The sequence below is a fragment of the Streptosporangium sp. NPDC002721 genome, from assembly GCF_042888905.1.
GTDB lineage: Bacteria > Actinomycetota > Actinomycetes > Streptosporangiales > Streptosporangiaceae > Streptosporangium.
The window spans coordinates 108,493-123,104 of record NZ_JBIAQI010000028.1; the positions used below are offsets into that span (position 1 = coordinate 108,493).

Below are 14,612 nucleotides of genomic sequence, written 5' to 3' on the forward strand. Positions count from 1 at the left end.
TATGCCGATCTTCCTACCCGCGCGGCGAAGGAAGCGCACCGCCCTCGGCGAAGGGAGCGCGCCAGGGGCCGTCCGGGACGCCCGCCCCGGGGGAGGGGGACCGGCCGGGTGCCTGGTGGACGCCGCCGGGCCGGGGTTCGGGGCCGGTCGAGGCGCCCCCCGCACCCTGTCCGGTCTGCCCTGTCTGAGAGGTCTGCCCGGACTGACCCCCGAAGTGAGTGCTTTGTAGCCTGCAGCCGGTGAAGTCGGCGTAGTAGAGCCGGAGCCAGTCGCGCCGCTGGACGTCGGTGAGGCCGGAGAACCACGCCGCGGCGTAGCGGTGCTCGGGCAGCGGCCCGCCGGGCAGCGGCTCGCCGCGCAGCCACGCGGCCACGATGTCGCGGTAGCCCTCCGCGGGGGTGGCGTCGCACCGGACGGCCAGGCCGTCGACGAACTCGTCGGCCGCCTTCTCGGCGAACCCGGCCGCCAGGTCGTCGACGTGGATCGCGATCACACCGGCCGCGACCGGGGTGGTGTCGCCCCGGGGGTGCTGCTCCACCCGGGAGAACTCCCCGGGCGTGCCCGCCAGCCTGGACGCGATCTTGACGAACTCCGCGCTCAGCTCGGGCAGCCCGGCGCGCATCCCCGGGTGCACGCAGACCATGATCGGCCATTCCTGGCAGCTGTAGACGACCTGCCGCGCCGAGACCGGCTGCTGCTCGGTGAACAGCCGGGCCATGCCGGTCCCCGCGGCCAGCACCGCGATCAGCGCGGCGGCCAGCACCAGGGCCTGGCGCGTCACGACCGCCGCCCAGCCGAGCAGCAGCGCCGCGCTGATCCCCACCAGCCAGAGCGTCTGGTCGGTGAACGCCGCCGCGTTCAACCCCCGGAACGGGTCGTAGGGCTCCCGCGTCGCGGGGGCGAGCCGGTCGCCCCAGGCGGGCCCCTGGCACAGCCAGGTGAACAGGCTGTAGCAGCCGAGCCCGGCCAGGACCGGGGTGATCGTCCAGGGCAGCAGCCAGCCGATCACCCAGCCGATGACGACGTACAGCGCCAGCCCGGCCGCGCCCATCACCAGGCCGCTGGGCAGCAGCCGCCCGGCCTGCTCGGTGATCACGGTCCTGACCGCCAGGACCACGACGGTGGCGATGAACGCGCCCCCCGTCACCACCAGGATCGCCAGTGGTGCCCGTACCGCCTGCCAGGGGGTCATCGACCGCCCGCGCGTCCCGCGCCGCCTGCGCACCGCCACCCAGGCGGCGAACGCGGCCGCCACCGGGCCGGTCAGCCGGAGCGAGCCGATCACCGCGACGACGATGTTCTCCCACGCGCTGACACCGGGAACCAGGACGCTCCACGCCGCGACCACCCCGAGCACGAGCAGGATGGCGACGGCCATCAACCCGCTCTGCTGGAGTTCCTCGCGTGAAACGCCCCTGTGCTCACGCACCGGCCGGCGTGGTGGGAACCCACGCCGCGTCGGTGGAGCCGGAGTCCTCATGGCGTCCGAACGCCGTCAAGTTGTCGTTCATCAAGCACCCCCCGTGCCGTGAATGTGCGGATGCCGGTCCCCTCGGCACCGGTCCGGCTCGCGTCCCCCGCAGGCCGGACTGAGTCATCGCGGCCACTTGGCCACGGCCTCACCATTCGATGTGGGAACCATAACGGAGCGTGACGTTTGGCGTCCGGGTTCTTGGTGAAGCCGTCAGTCCGGTGACTCTACGTATATGGGCGAATCGGGATGAGGCCGCGCTACCGTAGCCCTGTGGCTACAGGTCAGCTGAATCTCCCGTTTGACCCCATCGAGCGTGCCGCGGAGACGTGGCGCGTTCACTTCGGGCCCTCCTCGGCCATGGCCGCCGTCACATCGATCATGAGAGCGCACCAGATCCTGCTCTCGCAACTGGACACGCTGCTCAAACCGCATGACTTGACCTTCGCCAGGTACGAGGCGCTGGTGCTGCTGACCTTCAGCAAGGCGGGGGCGCTGCCGCTCTCCAAGATCGGCGAGCGCCTGATGGTGCACCCCACGAGCGTGACCAACACCGTGAGCCGCCTGGAACGTGCCGGTCTGGTGCGGCGCCTGCCCAACCCCCGCGACGGCCGGGGCGTGCTCGCCGAGATCACCGACCGGGGCCGCGAGACCGTCCGCCTGGCGACCGAGGACCTGATGGAGGCCGACTTCGCCATGCCCATGTACGACGAGGCGAAGCTGGAGCAGATGTTCGACCTGTTCAGGACCCTTCGCGTGGCCGCCGGCGACTTCCGGTACTGAAGGCGACGCTGCGCGTCGCGGTGAGGCCGCTCTTACCCGGCTCCTTCCCTCGTCGAACGAGGCCGCTCGTTCCTCGCGACCCCGCTCTCCTCAGTCCAGTCCCCGGCGCGGCCTCACGGGCTGACGGCGCCCTCTCCTGGTCCGGCCCTCCCGCGCGCCTCACGTCTGGCCAACAATTACTAGGACGTCCTAGTATCTGCGTGAGGCCACAAGCCGGATAAGAAGCCACATGCCGTACAAGGGGGTTGGCCATGGACGCTGAGCGGGTCGAGGCGGGACGGGCACGCTGGCAGGCGCGGTTCGACGGGGCGCGCAAGCGCGAGGCGGAGTTCCGCACCCTCTCCGGGCTCGACGTGGAGCCGGTCTACGGGCCCGAGGGCGCCGACCCGCGCATGGAGCGCGTCGGCTGGCCGGGTGAGTACCCCTTCACGCGCGGCCTGCACCCCACCGGCTACCGGGGCAAGGCGTGGACCATCCGGCAGTTCGCCGGGTTCGGCAACGCCGAACAGACCAACGAGCGCTACAAGATGATCCTCGGCGCGGGCGGCGGCGGGCTGAGCGTGGCCTTCGACATGCCGACGCTGATGGGCCGCGACTCCGACGACCCGCGCTCGCTCGGCGAGGTCGGCCACTGCGGCGTGGCGATCGACTCCGCGCTGGACATGGACCTGCTCTTCGACGGCATCCCGCTCGGCGACACCACCACCTCGATGACGATCAGCGGCCCGGCCGTGCCGATCTTCTGCATGTACGTCGTCGCCGCCGAGCGGCAGGGGGTGCCCGTCGGCAAGCTCAACGGGACCCTGCAGACCGACATCTTCAAGGAGTACATCGCGCAGAAGGAGTGGCTGTTCGCCCCCGAGCCGCACCTGCGGCTGATCGGCGACCTGATGGAGTTCTGCGCCGCCGAGATCCCCGCGTACAAGCCGCTCAGCGTGTCCGGCTACCACATCCGCGAGGCCGGTTCCACGGCCGCCCAGGAGCTCGCCTTCACCCTGGCCGACGGGTTCGGCTACGTGGAGCTGGGCCTGTCGCGCGGCCTGGACGTCGACGTCTTCGCCCCGGGCCTGTCCTTCTTCTTCGACGCGCACATCGACTTCTTCGAGGAGATCGCCAAGTTCAGGGCCGCCCGGCGGATCTGGGCGCGCTGGCTGCGCGACGTCTACGGCGCCAAGACCGACAAGGCCCAGTGGCTGCGCTTCCACACCCAGACGGCCGGGGTGTCGCTGACCGCGCAGCAGCCGTACAACAACGTGGTGCGCACCGCGGTCGAGGCGCTCGCGGCGGTGCTCGGCGGCACCAACTCACTGCACACCAACGCGCTCGACGAGGTCCTCGCGCTGCCCTCCGAGAAGGCCGCGGAGATCGCGCTGCGCACCCAGCAGGTGCTCATGGAGGAGACCGAGATCGTCAACGTCGCCGACCCGCTCGGCGGCTCCTGGTACGTCGAGGCGCTGACCGACCGGCTGGAGGCCGAGGCCGAGGCGATCTTCACGAGGATCAGGGACATGGGCTCCGACGGCACGATGACCTCGGGCATCCTGCGCGGCATCGAGGACGGCTGGTTCATGTCCGAGATCGCCGAGGCGGCCTTCGACTACCAGCGCAAGCTGGAGAAGGGCGAGAAGCGGATCGTGGGGGTGAACTGCCACACCGCCTCCATCGACGAGCCGCTGGAGATCCTGCGGGTCAGCCACGAGGTCGAGCGCGAGCAGAACCGCGTCCTGGCCGGGCGCCGCGCGGCCCGCGACCAGGCGGCCGTGGACGCAGCCCTGGCCGAGATGGTGCGGGTCGCCAGGGGCGAGGGCAACATGATCCCCGCCATGCTCGACGCGGCCAGGGCCGAGGCCACGCTGGGTGAGATCTGCGACGCGCTGCGCGACGAATGGGGCGTCTACACCGAACCCGCACGCTTCTAGCGATGACGCGTCGGGGCATCGGCCGGGATACGGCAGGATTGGAGTCATGAGCCCAGCGGACTTCACTCGACCCGGATCGCTCTACGGCGCCGTCGACCTCGGCGCCCGCAAGCAGGCACTCGAGGCACAGGCGCGGCGGGAGACCACCGCGCAGGAAACCGGCGGCGTTCCGGCGCCGGTCATCGACGTCGACGACGCCAACTTCGCGACCGAGGTCGTCGAACGCTCCATGAACGGCCTCGTGCTGCTGGAGCTCACCGTCACCCGTGCCGAGCAGGCCAAGCAGTACAGCCTGCTGCTGGAGAAACTGGCCGCGGAGAACGCCGGCCGGTGGGCCCTGGCCAGGGTCGACGTCGAGCTCAGCCCGCAGATCGCCCAGGCGCTCCGGGTGCAGAACGTGCCCGCCCTGTACGCGATCTTCCAGGGGCAGCCGGTGGCCGTCGTCCCGGGCATCGCCACCGAGCCGCAACTGCGCGACTGGCTGTCGCAGCTGATGGAGGCCCTCGCCCAGTACCTCCCGCCCCCCGGCGAGGAGGCCGCCGCCGGGGAGCAGGAGCAGCAGCCGCAGGAGCCCCCGGTCGACCCGGACGTGCTCGCCGCCGAGCAGGCCATCGACGCCGGTGACCTCGACGGCGCGGTGGCCGCGTACGAGCGGCTGCTGGCCCGCTCGCCCGGCGACCAGGACGCCAAGCTGGGCCTGGCCGGGCTCGGCCTGATCCGCCGTACCCAGGACGTCGACCCGGCCGCCCTGCAGGGCCGCCTGTCCGACCCCGCCGACGTCGAGGCCCAGCTCCTGGCCGCCGACTTCGAGATGCTGGCCGGCGAGGTGGACAAGGCCTTCGACCGGCTCGTCGACGTCGTGCGCCGCACCTCGGGCGCCGACCGCGACAGGGCCAGGGTGCACCTGCTCGGCCTGTTCGACACCCTCCCCGGCGACGACCCGTCCATCGGCAGGGCCCGCAGGAACCTGGCCAGCGCCCTGTTCTGAGTCCCGTTCCGGGCGGTTTCCCGGGCCACGCGTACGGCCCCGGCACCCGGCCCGCGGTTCCGGCCGGGGGCCGGGTGGCGTGAGGTATGTCGTGACCGCATCTATATGCCCAGGTCCGCAGACCGGGGCGCGCACACCCGTCATGTGATGGCACGATGGAAGGCATCCCAACCAAAGTCAGTCGCAAAGGAGCGGATTGGCTGTGGCCACCGTGCCGAGTGTGTCGTACTCCATCACCGTGCGCCTGGAGGTGCCCGCCGGCGGCAATGCCGTCAGCCAGCTCACCCACGCCGTAGAGTCCGCCGGAGGTGTGGTCACCGCGCTCGACGTGACCACGGCCGGGCATGAGAAGCTGCGCATCGACGTCACCTGCGCCGCGCGTGACACCGACCACGCGCAGGCGATCGTCGACAAGCTGGAGGGCGTCGAGGGCGTCGTCATCCACAAGGTCTCGGACCGGACCTTCCTCATGCATCTCGGCGGCAAGATCGAGATGCGGTCGAAGGTGCCGCTGCGCAACCGTGACGAGCTCTCGATGGCCTATACCCCCGGCGTCGCCCGGGTCTCCATGGCCATCGCCCGCAACCCCGAGGACGCCCGCCGCCTGACCATCAAGCGCAACACCGTCGCCGTCGTCACCGACGGCTCGGCGGTGCTCGGCCTGGGCAACATCGGCCCGGCCGCCGCGCTCCCCGTCATGGAGGGCAAGGCCGCGCTGTTCAAGCGGTTCGCCGACATCGACGCCTGGCCGATCTGCCTGGACACCCAGGACGTCGACGAGATCGTGCGCACGGTGCAGGTCATCGCCCCCGGCTTCGGCGGCATCAACCTGGAGGACATCTCGGCGCCGCGCTGCTTCGAGGTGGAGCGGCGGCTGCGTGACCTGCTGGACATCCCGGTCTTCCACGACGACCAGCACGGCACCGCGATCTGCGTGCTGGCCGCGCTCACCAACGCGCTGCGCGTGGTCGGCAAGGAGCTGGGCGAGGTCCGCATCGCCCTCGCCGGGGCGGGCGCGGCCGGCACGGCGGTGCTGCGCCTGCTGCTCGCGGCGGGCGCCCGCGACATGATCGTCTGCGACTACCTGGGCGCCGTGCACCGCGGCCGCCAGGACCTGGACGAGTCGCTCCAGTGGATCGCCGACCACACCAACGCCGAGGGCTACTCCGGCGACCTGCGCGGCGCGGTCAAGGGCGCCGACGTGTTCATCGGCGTGTCCGCGCCCGGCATCCTCAACGGCGACGACATCGCCACGATGGCCAAGGACGCCGTGGTCTTCGCGCTCGCCAACCCCGAGCCCGAGGTCTCGCCCGACGACGCCCGCGAGCACGCCGCCGTGGTCGCCACCGGCCGCTCCGACTACCCGAACCAGATCAACAACGTGCTGGCCTTCCCCGGCGTCTTCCGCGGCCTGCTCGACGCCCAGGCCACCGTGGTCAGCCAGGAGATGCTGCTGGCCGCCGCCAAGGCGCTGGCCGCCGTGGTGACCGCCGAGGAGCTCGGCCCCAACTACATCATCCCCAGCGTGTTCCACCCGGACGTGTCGGGCGCCGTCGCGGCGGCCGTGCGCGAGTCGGCCGGTGGCCGGGCCCGCACGGGCATGACAGAGGCGTGACGGGGGCCTGAGGGGCTTCTTCGCCCGCTCCGCCCGCCCGCTCCACGGCGTCACGAGACACCACGTGAGGCCCGAAACATCGGAAGAGCGGGTGGAGCAGCGCGAAAGGGGGTTCACCCCTCATGATGGAGGTATGGCGGAGGCGATCTACGTCGGTGGGCTTCTGGTGGCGACCCCGCAGCTGGAGGATCCCAACTTCCGGCGCAGCGTGGTCCTGGTGCTGGAACACGACCTCGACGGCGGCACCCTGGGCGTGGTGCTCAACAGACCCAGCGACATCTCGGTGATCCAGGTGCTCCCCACCTGGGACACCATGGTCACCGGCCCGTCCGTGCTGTTCCAGGGCGGCCCCGTCCAGACGGACAGCGCGCTGGCGCTCGCCGCCGTACCGAGCGGGCAGGAGCCCCTCGGCTGGCGGAGGCTGCACGCGGGCACCGCCGCCGTCTCCAGGCTCGGCACCGTCGACCTCGACGCGCCGCCGGAGATCCTCGCCGGGGAGATCGCCCAGATGCGCATCTTCGCGGGGTACGCCGGCTGGTCGGCGGGGCAGCTGGAGAGCGAGATCGGCGAGGGCGCCTGGTACGTCGTGGACGCCGAGCCCGGCGACACCTTCCACCACGAGCCCGAGTCGCTGTGGCGGGCGGTGCTCCGCAGGCAGCGGGGCGAGCTCGCCTACGTGGCCACCTGCCCCGACGACCCGTCGATGAACTAGCCGGACGACCGTCCGGGGCGGCGGCCGGGACGCGTTCGGCGACCCACCGGCCGCCGGTGCCGCGGGCACTGTGGTACGGGCATAAAATCGCCAGGGTGAGTACGAAGATTCTCCCTGAGAGCGACGTCCGGCCGGACCTGTCGCACGGCGACGGCGACCACGAGCGTTTCGCCCACTACGTCGAGAAGAACAAGATCATGGAGAGCGCGCTGAGCGGGACCCCGGTCCGCGCGCTCTGCGGGAAGGTCTGGGTGCCCAACCGCGACCCCCAGAAGTTCCCGGTCTGCCCGGAGTGCAAGGAGATCTACTCGGGGCTGCCGAAGGGTGAAGACAGCAACAACGAGTGAGTGTTGCTCATGGGTGATCGCCACAGATGAGGTTACGGTCGGGATGCCGCCGGGGGGCGGCGAACGACCAGTGTCCGGGATCTGTCGGGGGAGTCCATGTTTCGGCGTGCGATCGCCGTTGTGTCCGCATGCCTGTTCACGGTGGGCGCCGCTCCTCCCGTCCCGGCCGTTCCCGGCGGGACGGCCGCCACGTCCGGGCCTCCGGGGTGCGCCCGCGGTCTTCACGGCGCTCACGGTGCGCAGGGTCTTCACGGCGCGCACGGTGCGCACGGTCTTTACGACGCGCACGGTTCTCACGGTTCTCACGGTGCGCACGGCTCCCGGGCCGCCGCCGCCCGCTCCGTGGCGGCCGGACGCGCCTCCACGACAACGTCCGTGCCCTCACCCGCGCACCCCGGCGGGCGGCGCGGGTCGGGCCCGGTCCCGCGGGCGCTCGCCATCACCGTGCCCACCTGGGTGCACGTCATCACCGACGGCCGCCTCGGCGCGCCCGACGCCGCCGTGCGCGCCCAGGTCGCCACGCTCAACGCCGCCTACTCCGGGCAGCTCGGCGGCGCGGACACCGGGATCCGGTTCAGGTTGGACGGCGTCACCCGTACCGTCAACGCGGCCTGGTTCCGCGAGCCCGTCACCCACGAGCGGTCGATCAAGCAGATGCGCAAGGGCGGCCCCGAGACCCTCAACCTCTATCTCGCCCAGCTCGGCGAGCTGGTGCTCGGCTACTCCACCTACCCCCACGGGTACGGCAAGGAGCCCGGCCTCGACGGCGTGGTCGTCGACTGGCGCAGCCTGCCCGGCGGGGCGATGCGCAGCTTCAACCGGGGCTACACCGGCGTCCACGAGATCGGGCACTGGCTGGGGCTGCTGCACACCTTCGAGAAGGGCTGCGAGCCGCTGGGCGACGGGGTGGCCGACACCGAGCCCGAGGGCCAGCCCACCGAGGGCTGCCCGCTGATCAAGGACACCTGCAGCGGCGGCGGGCCCGACCCGATCCACAACTTCATGGACTACTCCGACGACCGCTGCATGTCCGGGTTCACCGCTGGTCAGGCCGTCAGGATGCAGGAGATGTGGGCCGTCTACCGGGGCCGGGAGGCGGACACTACCCTTGACGGGTGACAGCACCGAAGACAGTCGACGCTCCATACGAAACCCCCCGGATCTTCGGGCCCGAATACCGGACCGCCTCCCTGGGCATCCTGCTCGTCGTCACGCTGATCGCCTTCGAGGGCATGTCCGTGAGCACGGTCATGCCCGCCGTCTCCGAGGACCTCGACGCCCTCGACCTGTACGGGGCGAGCCTCTCCGCCTTCCTCGTCGCCTGCCTGCTCGCCAACGTCGTCGCCGGGCTCTGGTCCGACCGGCGGGGGCACGCCTGGCCGTTCCTGCTCGGCGTGGGGCTGTTCACGGCCGGTATGGCCATGGCCGGGGCCGCCGGGTCCAAGGAGCTGTTCATCGTCGCGCGGGTCGTGCAGGGCCTCGGCGGCGGCGCCGTCATCGTGGCGATCTACGTGATGATCGCGCGGGTCTACGTCCCGGAGACCCGGCCCCGGGTGTTCGCCGCGCTGTCGGCGGCCTGGGTGCTCCCCGCGATCATCGGGCCCGGCCTCACCGGGATCATCGCCGAGACCGTCGGATGGAGGTGGGTCTTCTACGGCATCGTGCCGCTGGTCGTCCCCGCCCTCGTGATGCTCCTGCCCGCGCTGCGCGTCGGCGGGCACAGCCCGGCGCCCACCCCCTCCACGGGCCCCCGCTCCAGGCCGCTCGCGATGACCCTGGCCGCCACCGCCACGGCGTGCGGCGCCGGGATCCTGCTGTACGGGGTGAGCCACCTCCACGACACCCCCGTCGCGGGCGGGATCGCCACCGTCGCGGGACTGGCCGCCCTCGCCGCGGGCCTGCCGAGGCTGCTGCCGCCCCGGGCCCTGCGGTTCGGCCGCGGCCTGCCGACCACGATCATGATGCGCGGGGTGTTCGCCTCGGCGTTCTTCGGGGTCAACGCCTTCATCCCGCTGTTCCTCACCAAGGTGCACGACTTCTCCGTCGTCGAGGCCGGGGTCGCCCTCACCCTCGGCGCCCTGGGCTGGAGCACCGGCTCCTACCTGCAGACCCGCCGCTCGTACGACAGGCCGCTGCTGGTACGGATCGGCGCCGTGGCGATCACCGCGGGCATCCTGATGACCCTGCTCGCCTTCGTGCCCGGGGTCGGCGGCTGGGTCACCGTGCCCGCCTGGGTCGTCGCCGGGTTCGGCATGGGGCTCGGCATGACCAGCGTCAACGTCACCGCGATGCACCAGTCGCCCGACGCCGAGCAGGGCGCCAACTCCGCCGCGCTCCAGGTCGTCGACACCCTGGGCAGCGCGATCACCATCGGCGTCGGCGGGGGTCTGATCAACCTGATCGGCCACGACGACATCGCCACCGGTTACCTCACGATCGTCGTGCTGATGGCCTCCATCGGCCTCTTCGGGGCGATCGTGGCCCGGCGGATGCGGGAAATCTCCTGACTCATTGGTCACTCCCGTAACAGCGATCACCCATAGCCGGGTCACGCCGCGGGATGCGTGGTAGGACGGTAGGACCGTCGCCGCCGGGAGGAGGTCCCGTGCACGAACGACCTCGCCGGTCGGACCCGCCCGACGCGTCCGGCCGTGGCGGCGGGCGCCGGTCCCGGCGGGCCCGCAGGGCCGCGCGGGCCGCCAGGGACGAGGTGTGGCCCTCGGATCCGGACCTCGACGACGAGCGCCGCCCCTGGCCCGCCCCCGAGGACGACGAGTACCGTCCCTGGCCGCCGCCGGAGGACGGGCCGCCCGACTCCCGCTCCCACCTGACGTGGCCTCCGCGCATCCCCGAGCCCGGCGACGACCTCCCGCCCTCGGCCCGCTGGTACGGCACGCCCATCGCCCCTCCAGAGCGTCCTCGGGGGCGCCTGCGCCGCGTGCTGCTCGTGCTGCTCGCCCTGGCCGCCGGGGGCGCCGTCGTCGCCGCGGTGGTCGTACTGGCCGTGCGGGCGCTGCCCTCCCCGCAGCCGGGGCGGGTGACCGACCCGGTCGCGGGGGTCAGCTACCCGCTGCCCGACCGCTGGTTCGCCGGTACGGTGCCGCCGGTCACGGACTTCACCTCGGCCGCGGGCGACGGCGTCAACACGACCGTGATGGTCATGCCCGCCGAGCCCGCCACCGACGCCCGCGCCGCCACCACCGAGCTCGGCGACCTGTACGCACGGCTCCTGCTCCACGGCGACGAGGTGAAGGTCGTGGACGACACGGAGATCGCCGTGGGGACGCGCACCGGGCACACCCGCGCCCTGCGCGCGGAGTACCTGGACGTGGTGAACCGTCCGGCGTACCTGCGTGTGGTCTTTCTCACGAGGGCCGGGACGCGGCCGGTGGTCGTGGTCGCGATGACCCAGCCGGACGACCCCGTGTCGAGGGCCGAGATCGACACGGTGATCGCGGGCCTGCGGTGAGGCGGCCGGGGCGCGGGCCGACGACCGTGCCGGGAGGGGCGGTCGTCGGCCCGCGGGCCCGCGCCTGCGCTTCGGTGTTCTTGGTTCGGCGTCTCCGGTTCGGGGTGTGTTCCAGGAGCCGTGAGCCTGCGGTCCTGGCACCGCGAGCCCGTGGTTTCCGGGTCCGCGAACCACTAGCACGGGGAGGCGACCTTGGCGAGGATGTCGGCGGATCGGCACGTCTTGTCGGCGGCGCAGATTACCCTGGGGACACTGTGAGCACTTTCGCCGCATCCCACCTCTCGCCCTCATATCCGGACCGTGCCGCCTGGGGCACCGCGCCGAAGCTTCGCGCGTGGCAGCAGGAGGCCTTTGACCTGTACTCCAGCCGCGAGCCGCGCGACTTCCTGGCGGTCGCCACGCCGGGTGCGGGCAAGACGACCTTCGCGCTCCGCATCGCCAGCGACCTCCTGTCACGAGGGATCATCCGGGCTGTGACGATCGTCACACCGACGGAGCACCTCAAGCAGCAGTGGGCGGACGCCGCGAGCAGGGTCGGCATCGCGATCGACCCCGAGTTCAAGAACAGCCAGGGCGCAACCTCCCGCGACTACGTCGGGGTGGCCATCACCTACGCTCAGGTGTCCATGCACCCGGCGCTGCACCGCGCCCGCACCGAGGCCCGCAAGACGCTCGTGATCTTCGACGAGATCCACCACGCGGGCGACGCGAAGTCCTGGGGCGACGGCGTACGGGAGGCGTTCGAGCCGGCCGCCAGACGCCTCGCCCTGACCGGAACCCCCTTCAGGTCCGACGTCAACCCCATCCCCTTCGTCACCTACGCCGAGGACGGCGACGGGATCAGGCGCAGCGTCTCCGACTACTCCTACGGATACGGCCCGGCACTCGCCGACGGCGTCGTCCGGCCGGTCATCTTCCTCGCCTACGCCGGTGAGATGCGCTGGCGGACCCGCGCGGGCGACGAGATCGCCGCGACCCTCGGCACCCCGCTCACCAAGGACCAGCTCGGCCAGGCATGGAGGGCCGCGCTCGACCCGAAGGGCGAGTGGATCCGCCAGGTCCTCCGGGCGGCCGACCGGCGCCTGACCGAGGTGCGCAGGGGTGTTCCCGACGCCGGGGCCCTGGTCATCGCGACCGACCACGAGACCGCCCGGGCCTACGCCCGCCACATCAGGACCATCACCGGGGAGGGCGCCACGGTCGTGCTCTCCGACGACCCCACGGCCTCCAAGAAGATCAAGGAGTTCTCCGCCTCCGAGCAGCGCTGGCTGGTCGCGGTCCGGATGGTCTCCGAAGGGGTCGACATCCCGCGCCTGGCCGTCGGCGTCTACGCGACGAGCATCTCGACCCCGCTGTTCTTCGCCCAGGCCGTCGGCCGCTTCGTCCGCGCCCGCAAACGGGGCGAGACCGCGTCCGTCTTCGTGCCCTCCGTGCCGACCCTGATGGGCCTGGCGGGGGAGATGGAGGCCGAGCGTGACCACGTGCTCGACCGCAAGCCCGCCGAGGAGGGGCTGGACGACTTCCTGCTGGAGGACGCCCAGCGCAAGAAGGACAACCCCGACGTCGTGGGCGACGAGCTGCCGTTCGAGACCCTGGAGGCGGTCGCCACCTTCGACCGGGTCCTCTTCGACGGCGGCGAGTTCGGCAGCGCCGCGGAGACCGGTTCCCCCGAGGAGGAGGACTTCCTCGGATTGCCGGGGCTACTGGAGCCCGACCAGGTCCGCACCCTGCTGAGCAAGCGCCAGTCCGACCAGCTGAAGGCCAGGCGCAACAAGCCCGAGCCCAAGGAGCCGCAGCTCGCCCCGCACGAGCTGATCGCCAACCTCCGCAAGGAGCTCAACGGCCTCGTCGGCGCCTGGAACCACCGCACCGGCCAGCCGCACGGCGTCATCCACGCCGAACTCCGCAGGGCCTGCGGCGGGCCCGCCATCGCGCAGGCCTCCGCCGAACAGATCCAGGAGCGGATCGGCAAGATCCGCCACTGGGCCACCCAGCGCTCCCACTGACCGGTTCGTCGGCTCGGGCGGCTTCCCGCCCGGTCCGGTCGCCCTCATCCGGTCGGCGTGGCTTCGCCGATCCGATCACCCGGCCGGTCACCGGACCGTGGAAGGTTCCTCCGGTACGCGCCCCGGCCGGATGAGGGCGATCGGCCTGCCGGTCCGCCCGTCGATCGCCCTGAACGCCCCCGCGTCGCGCACCGGCTCCGCGAGCGGCACCTCCAGGGAGGCCACGCCACCGGCGACGCTCACGGGCCACGTGGTGGCGCCTGACGAACGGCTCTCCGCCTCACCCTCGCGCATCCAGACCTTGATCGTACGGTTCCTGTGGTGCAGGACCACGGTCGCGGTGTCGCACTCGTCCGCCCTGGCCTTCCAGAAGAGCGTCACGCCGCGTGGCGCGCCCTGGCGGCGAGCCAGCCGCACCCGCTCGGGAGCCGGCATCCGGCCGCGGCAGGAGGCGTTCCGCACGCCGGACGGGCCTCGCCCGCCCGGCTGGTCCAGGGTGAGCAGTTCACCTTGGCCCGCCGGCGCCCCCCGCGTGCCCCGCTGGGCCGTTTCGGGGAGCGGCGTCCGTGACCGGAGCGGGGGTTCGGTCCGGGCCACCGAGAACAGGGGGGCGGCGACCGGTGTCCGCTCGGGAATGTGGACGGCGGTGGTGGCCCAGATCGTGGCCGCCTCCAGCGCGACCAGCGACATCACGCTCGTCAGCCGCACCAGCGTCCCTCCGCGAAACAGGTTCCACAGGCACAGCGGGGTCAGGATCAGCCAGGAGACGCCGAGCACGAACATATGAGGTCACCACCGGTAGTAAGAGTTCTCAACTCCCCGTGATACTCCTGTCGCAACCGGTGATGGTTCTGTTTGCCCATCCATGCCAATCCGGTAATCGTTCGAATGCTCAGAGTAGGCATCGTTGGTAACGTGTCGCCGTAACCATCCCGGGCCCTCCGCCGGGTTCCCCCTGTGACGTTTCCAAAGAGGACAAGTGCCCACTGAGATGATCCGTACCGAAATCATGGAGTACGTGGCTCCGATGTTCGAGCAAATCATGGCAAAGATGGACACCCTCGCCACCAAGGAAGACCTCGCCGAGGTCAAGCAGGATGTCGCCGAGCTTCGGCTCGATGTGGCGAAGTGTGCCACGAAGGAGGAGCTCGCCGAGGTCAAGCAGGATGTCGCCGGGCTCAAGGTGGACATGGCCGAGGTCAAGGAGGATGTCGCCGGGCTCAAGGTGGACATGGCCGAGGTCAAGGAGGATGTCGCCGGGCTCAAGGTGGACATGGCCGAGGTCAAGGAGGATGTCGCCGA

At 71.6% G+C, this 14,612-nt stretch carries 13 protein-coding genes; 11 read left to right on the forward strand and 2 right to left on the reverse strand.

The genetic code is table 11. The annotated features are described in order from the left end of the window. Positions 1 to 13: 13 nt before the first annotated feature. On the reverse strand, positions 14 to 1,429 hold the full coding sequence (locus ACFYWM_RS34510; RefSeq protein ID WP_389922633.1) for a hypothetical protein: 1,416 nt from the start codon (positions 1,427 to 1,429) through the stop codon (positions 14 to 16). A 291-nt stretch (positions 1,430 to 1,720) separates the two neighbouring features. Here ACFYWM_RS34510 and ACFYWM_RS34515 point away from each other — a divergent pair, with 291 nt between their 5' ends. The 10 genes from ACFYWM_RS34515 to ACFYWM_RS34560 all read left to right on the forward strand — a co-directional run bounded on the left by ACFYWM_RS34515 (position 1,721) and on the right by ACFYWM_RS34560 (position 13,310). Further along, complete coding sequence (locus tag ACFYWM_RS34515; protein ID WP_389922636.1) at positions 1,721 to 2,254, forward strand: MarR family winged helix-turn-helix transcriptional regulator; 534 nt, start codon at positions 1,721 to 1,723, stop codon at positions 2,252 to 2,254. Between the two features lie 251 nt (positions 2,255 to 2,505). Then, entirely contained in the window at positions 2,506 to 4,173 is a 1,668-nt protein-coding gene (locus tag ACFYWM_RS34520) for a methylmalonyl-CoA mutase (protein ID WP_389922639.1), read from the forward strand. 46 nt (positions 4,174 to 4,219) lie between these two features. Continuing rightward, entirely contained in the window at positions 4,220 to 5,161 is a 942-nt protein-coding gene (locus ACFYWM_RS34525) for a tetratricopeptide repeat protein (protein WP_389922642.1), read from the forward strand. Between the two features lie 202 nt (positions 5,162 to 5,363). Next, entirely contained in the window at positions 5,364 to 6,776 is a 1,413-nt protein-coding gene (locus tag ACFYWM_RS34530; protein WP_389922718.1) for an NAD-dependent malic enzyme, read from the forward strand. A 133-nt stretch (positions 6,777 to 6,909) separates the two neighbouring features. Next, positions 6,910 to 7,488: a YqgE/AlgH family protein gene (locus ACFYWM_RS34535; protein WP_389922645.1), complete on the forward strand. Its 579-nt coding sequence runs from the start codon at positions 6,910 to 6,912 to the stop codon at positions 7,486 to 7,488. Between the two features lie 95 nt (positions 7,489 to 7,583). Beyond that, on the forward strand, positions 7,584 to 7,835 hold the full coding sequence (locus tag ACFYWM_RS34540) for a DUF3039 domain-containing protein (RefSeq protein WP_329091055.1): 252 nt from the start codon (positions 7,584 to 7,586) through the stop codon (positions 7,833 to 7,835). Positions 7,836 to 8,210: 375 nt separating this feature from the next. After that, a complete protein-coding gene (locus ACFYWM_RS34545; RefSeq protein ID WP_389922648.1) occupies positions 8,211 to 8,954 on the forward strand; it encodes a zinc metalloprotease in 744 nt (247 codons plus the stop codon). Continuing rightward, positions 8,951 to 10,342: an MFS transporter gene (locus ACFYWM_RS34550; RefSeq protein WP_389922651.1), complete on the forward strand. Its 1,392-nt coding sequence runs from the start codon at positions 8,951 to 8,953 to the stop codon at positions 10,340 to 10,342. Before ACFYWM_RS34545 ends, ACFYWM_RS34550 begins: the two co-directional genes overlap by 4 nt. 98 nt (positions 10,343 to 10,440) lie before the next feature. Next, positions 10,441 to 11,304, forward strand: coding sequence for a hypothetical protein (locus tag ACFYWM_RS34555; RefSeq protein ID WP_389922654.1), 864 nt, complete (start codon positions 10,441 to 10,443; stop codon positions 11,302 to 11,304). Between the two features lie 254 nt (positions 11,305 to 11,558). Next, positions 11,559 to 13,310 (forward strand): DEAD/DEAH box helicase, encoded by a 1,752-nt coding sequence (locus ACFYWM_RS34560; protein WP_389922656.1) that lies wholly within the window; start codon positions 11,559 to 11,561, stop codon positions 13,308 to 13,310. Between the two features lie 87 nt (positions 13,311 to 13,397). Here the strand turns inward: ACFYWM_RS34560 and ACFYWM_RS34565 are convergent, their stop codons facing one another. Continuing rightward, on the reverse strand, positions 13,398 to 14,093 hold the full coding sequence (locus tag ACFYWM_RS34565) for a hypothetical protein (RefSeq protein WP_389922659.1): 696 nt from the start codon (positions 14,091 to 14,093) through the stop codon (positions 13,398 to 13,400). Between the two features lie 196 nt (positions 14,094 to 14,289). Here ACFYWM_RS34565 and ACFYWM_RS34570 point away from each other — a divergent pair. Next, on the forward strand, positions 14,290 to 14,612 hold a 323-nt coding region (locus ACFYWM_RS34570; protein WP_389922663.1), incomplete at its 3' end, for a hypothetical protein.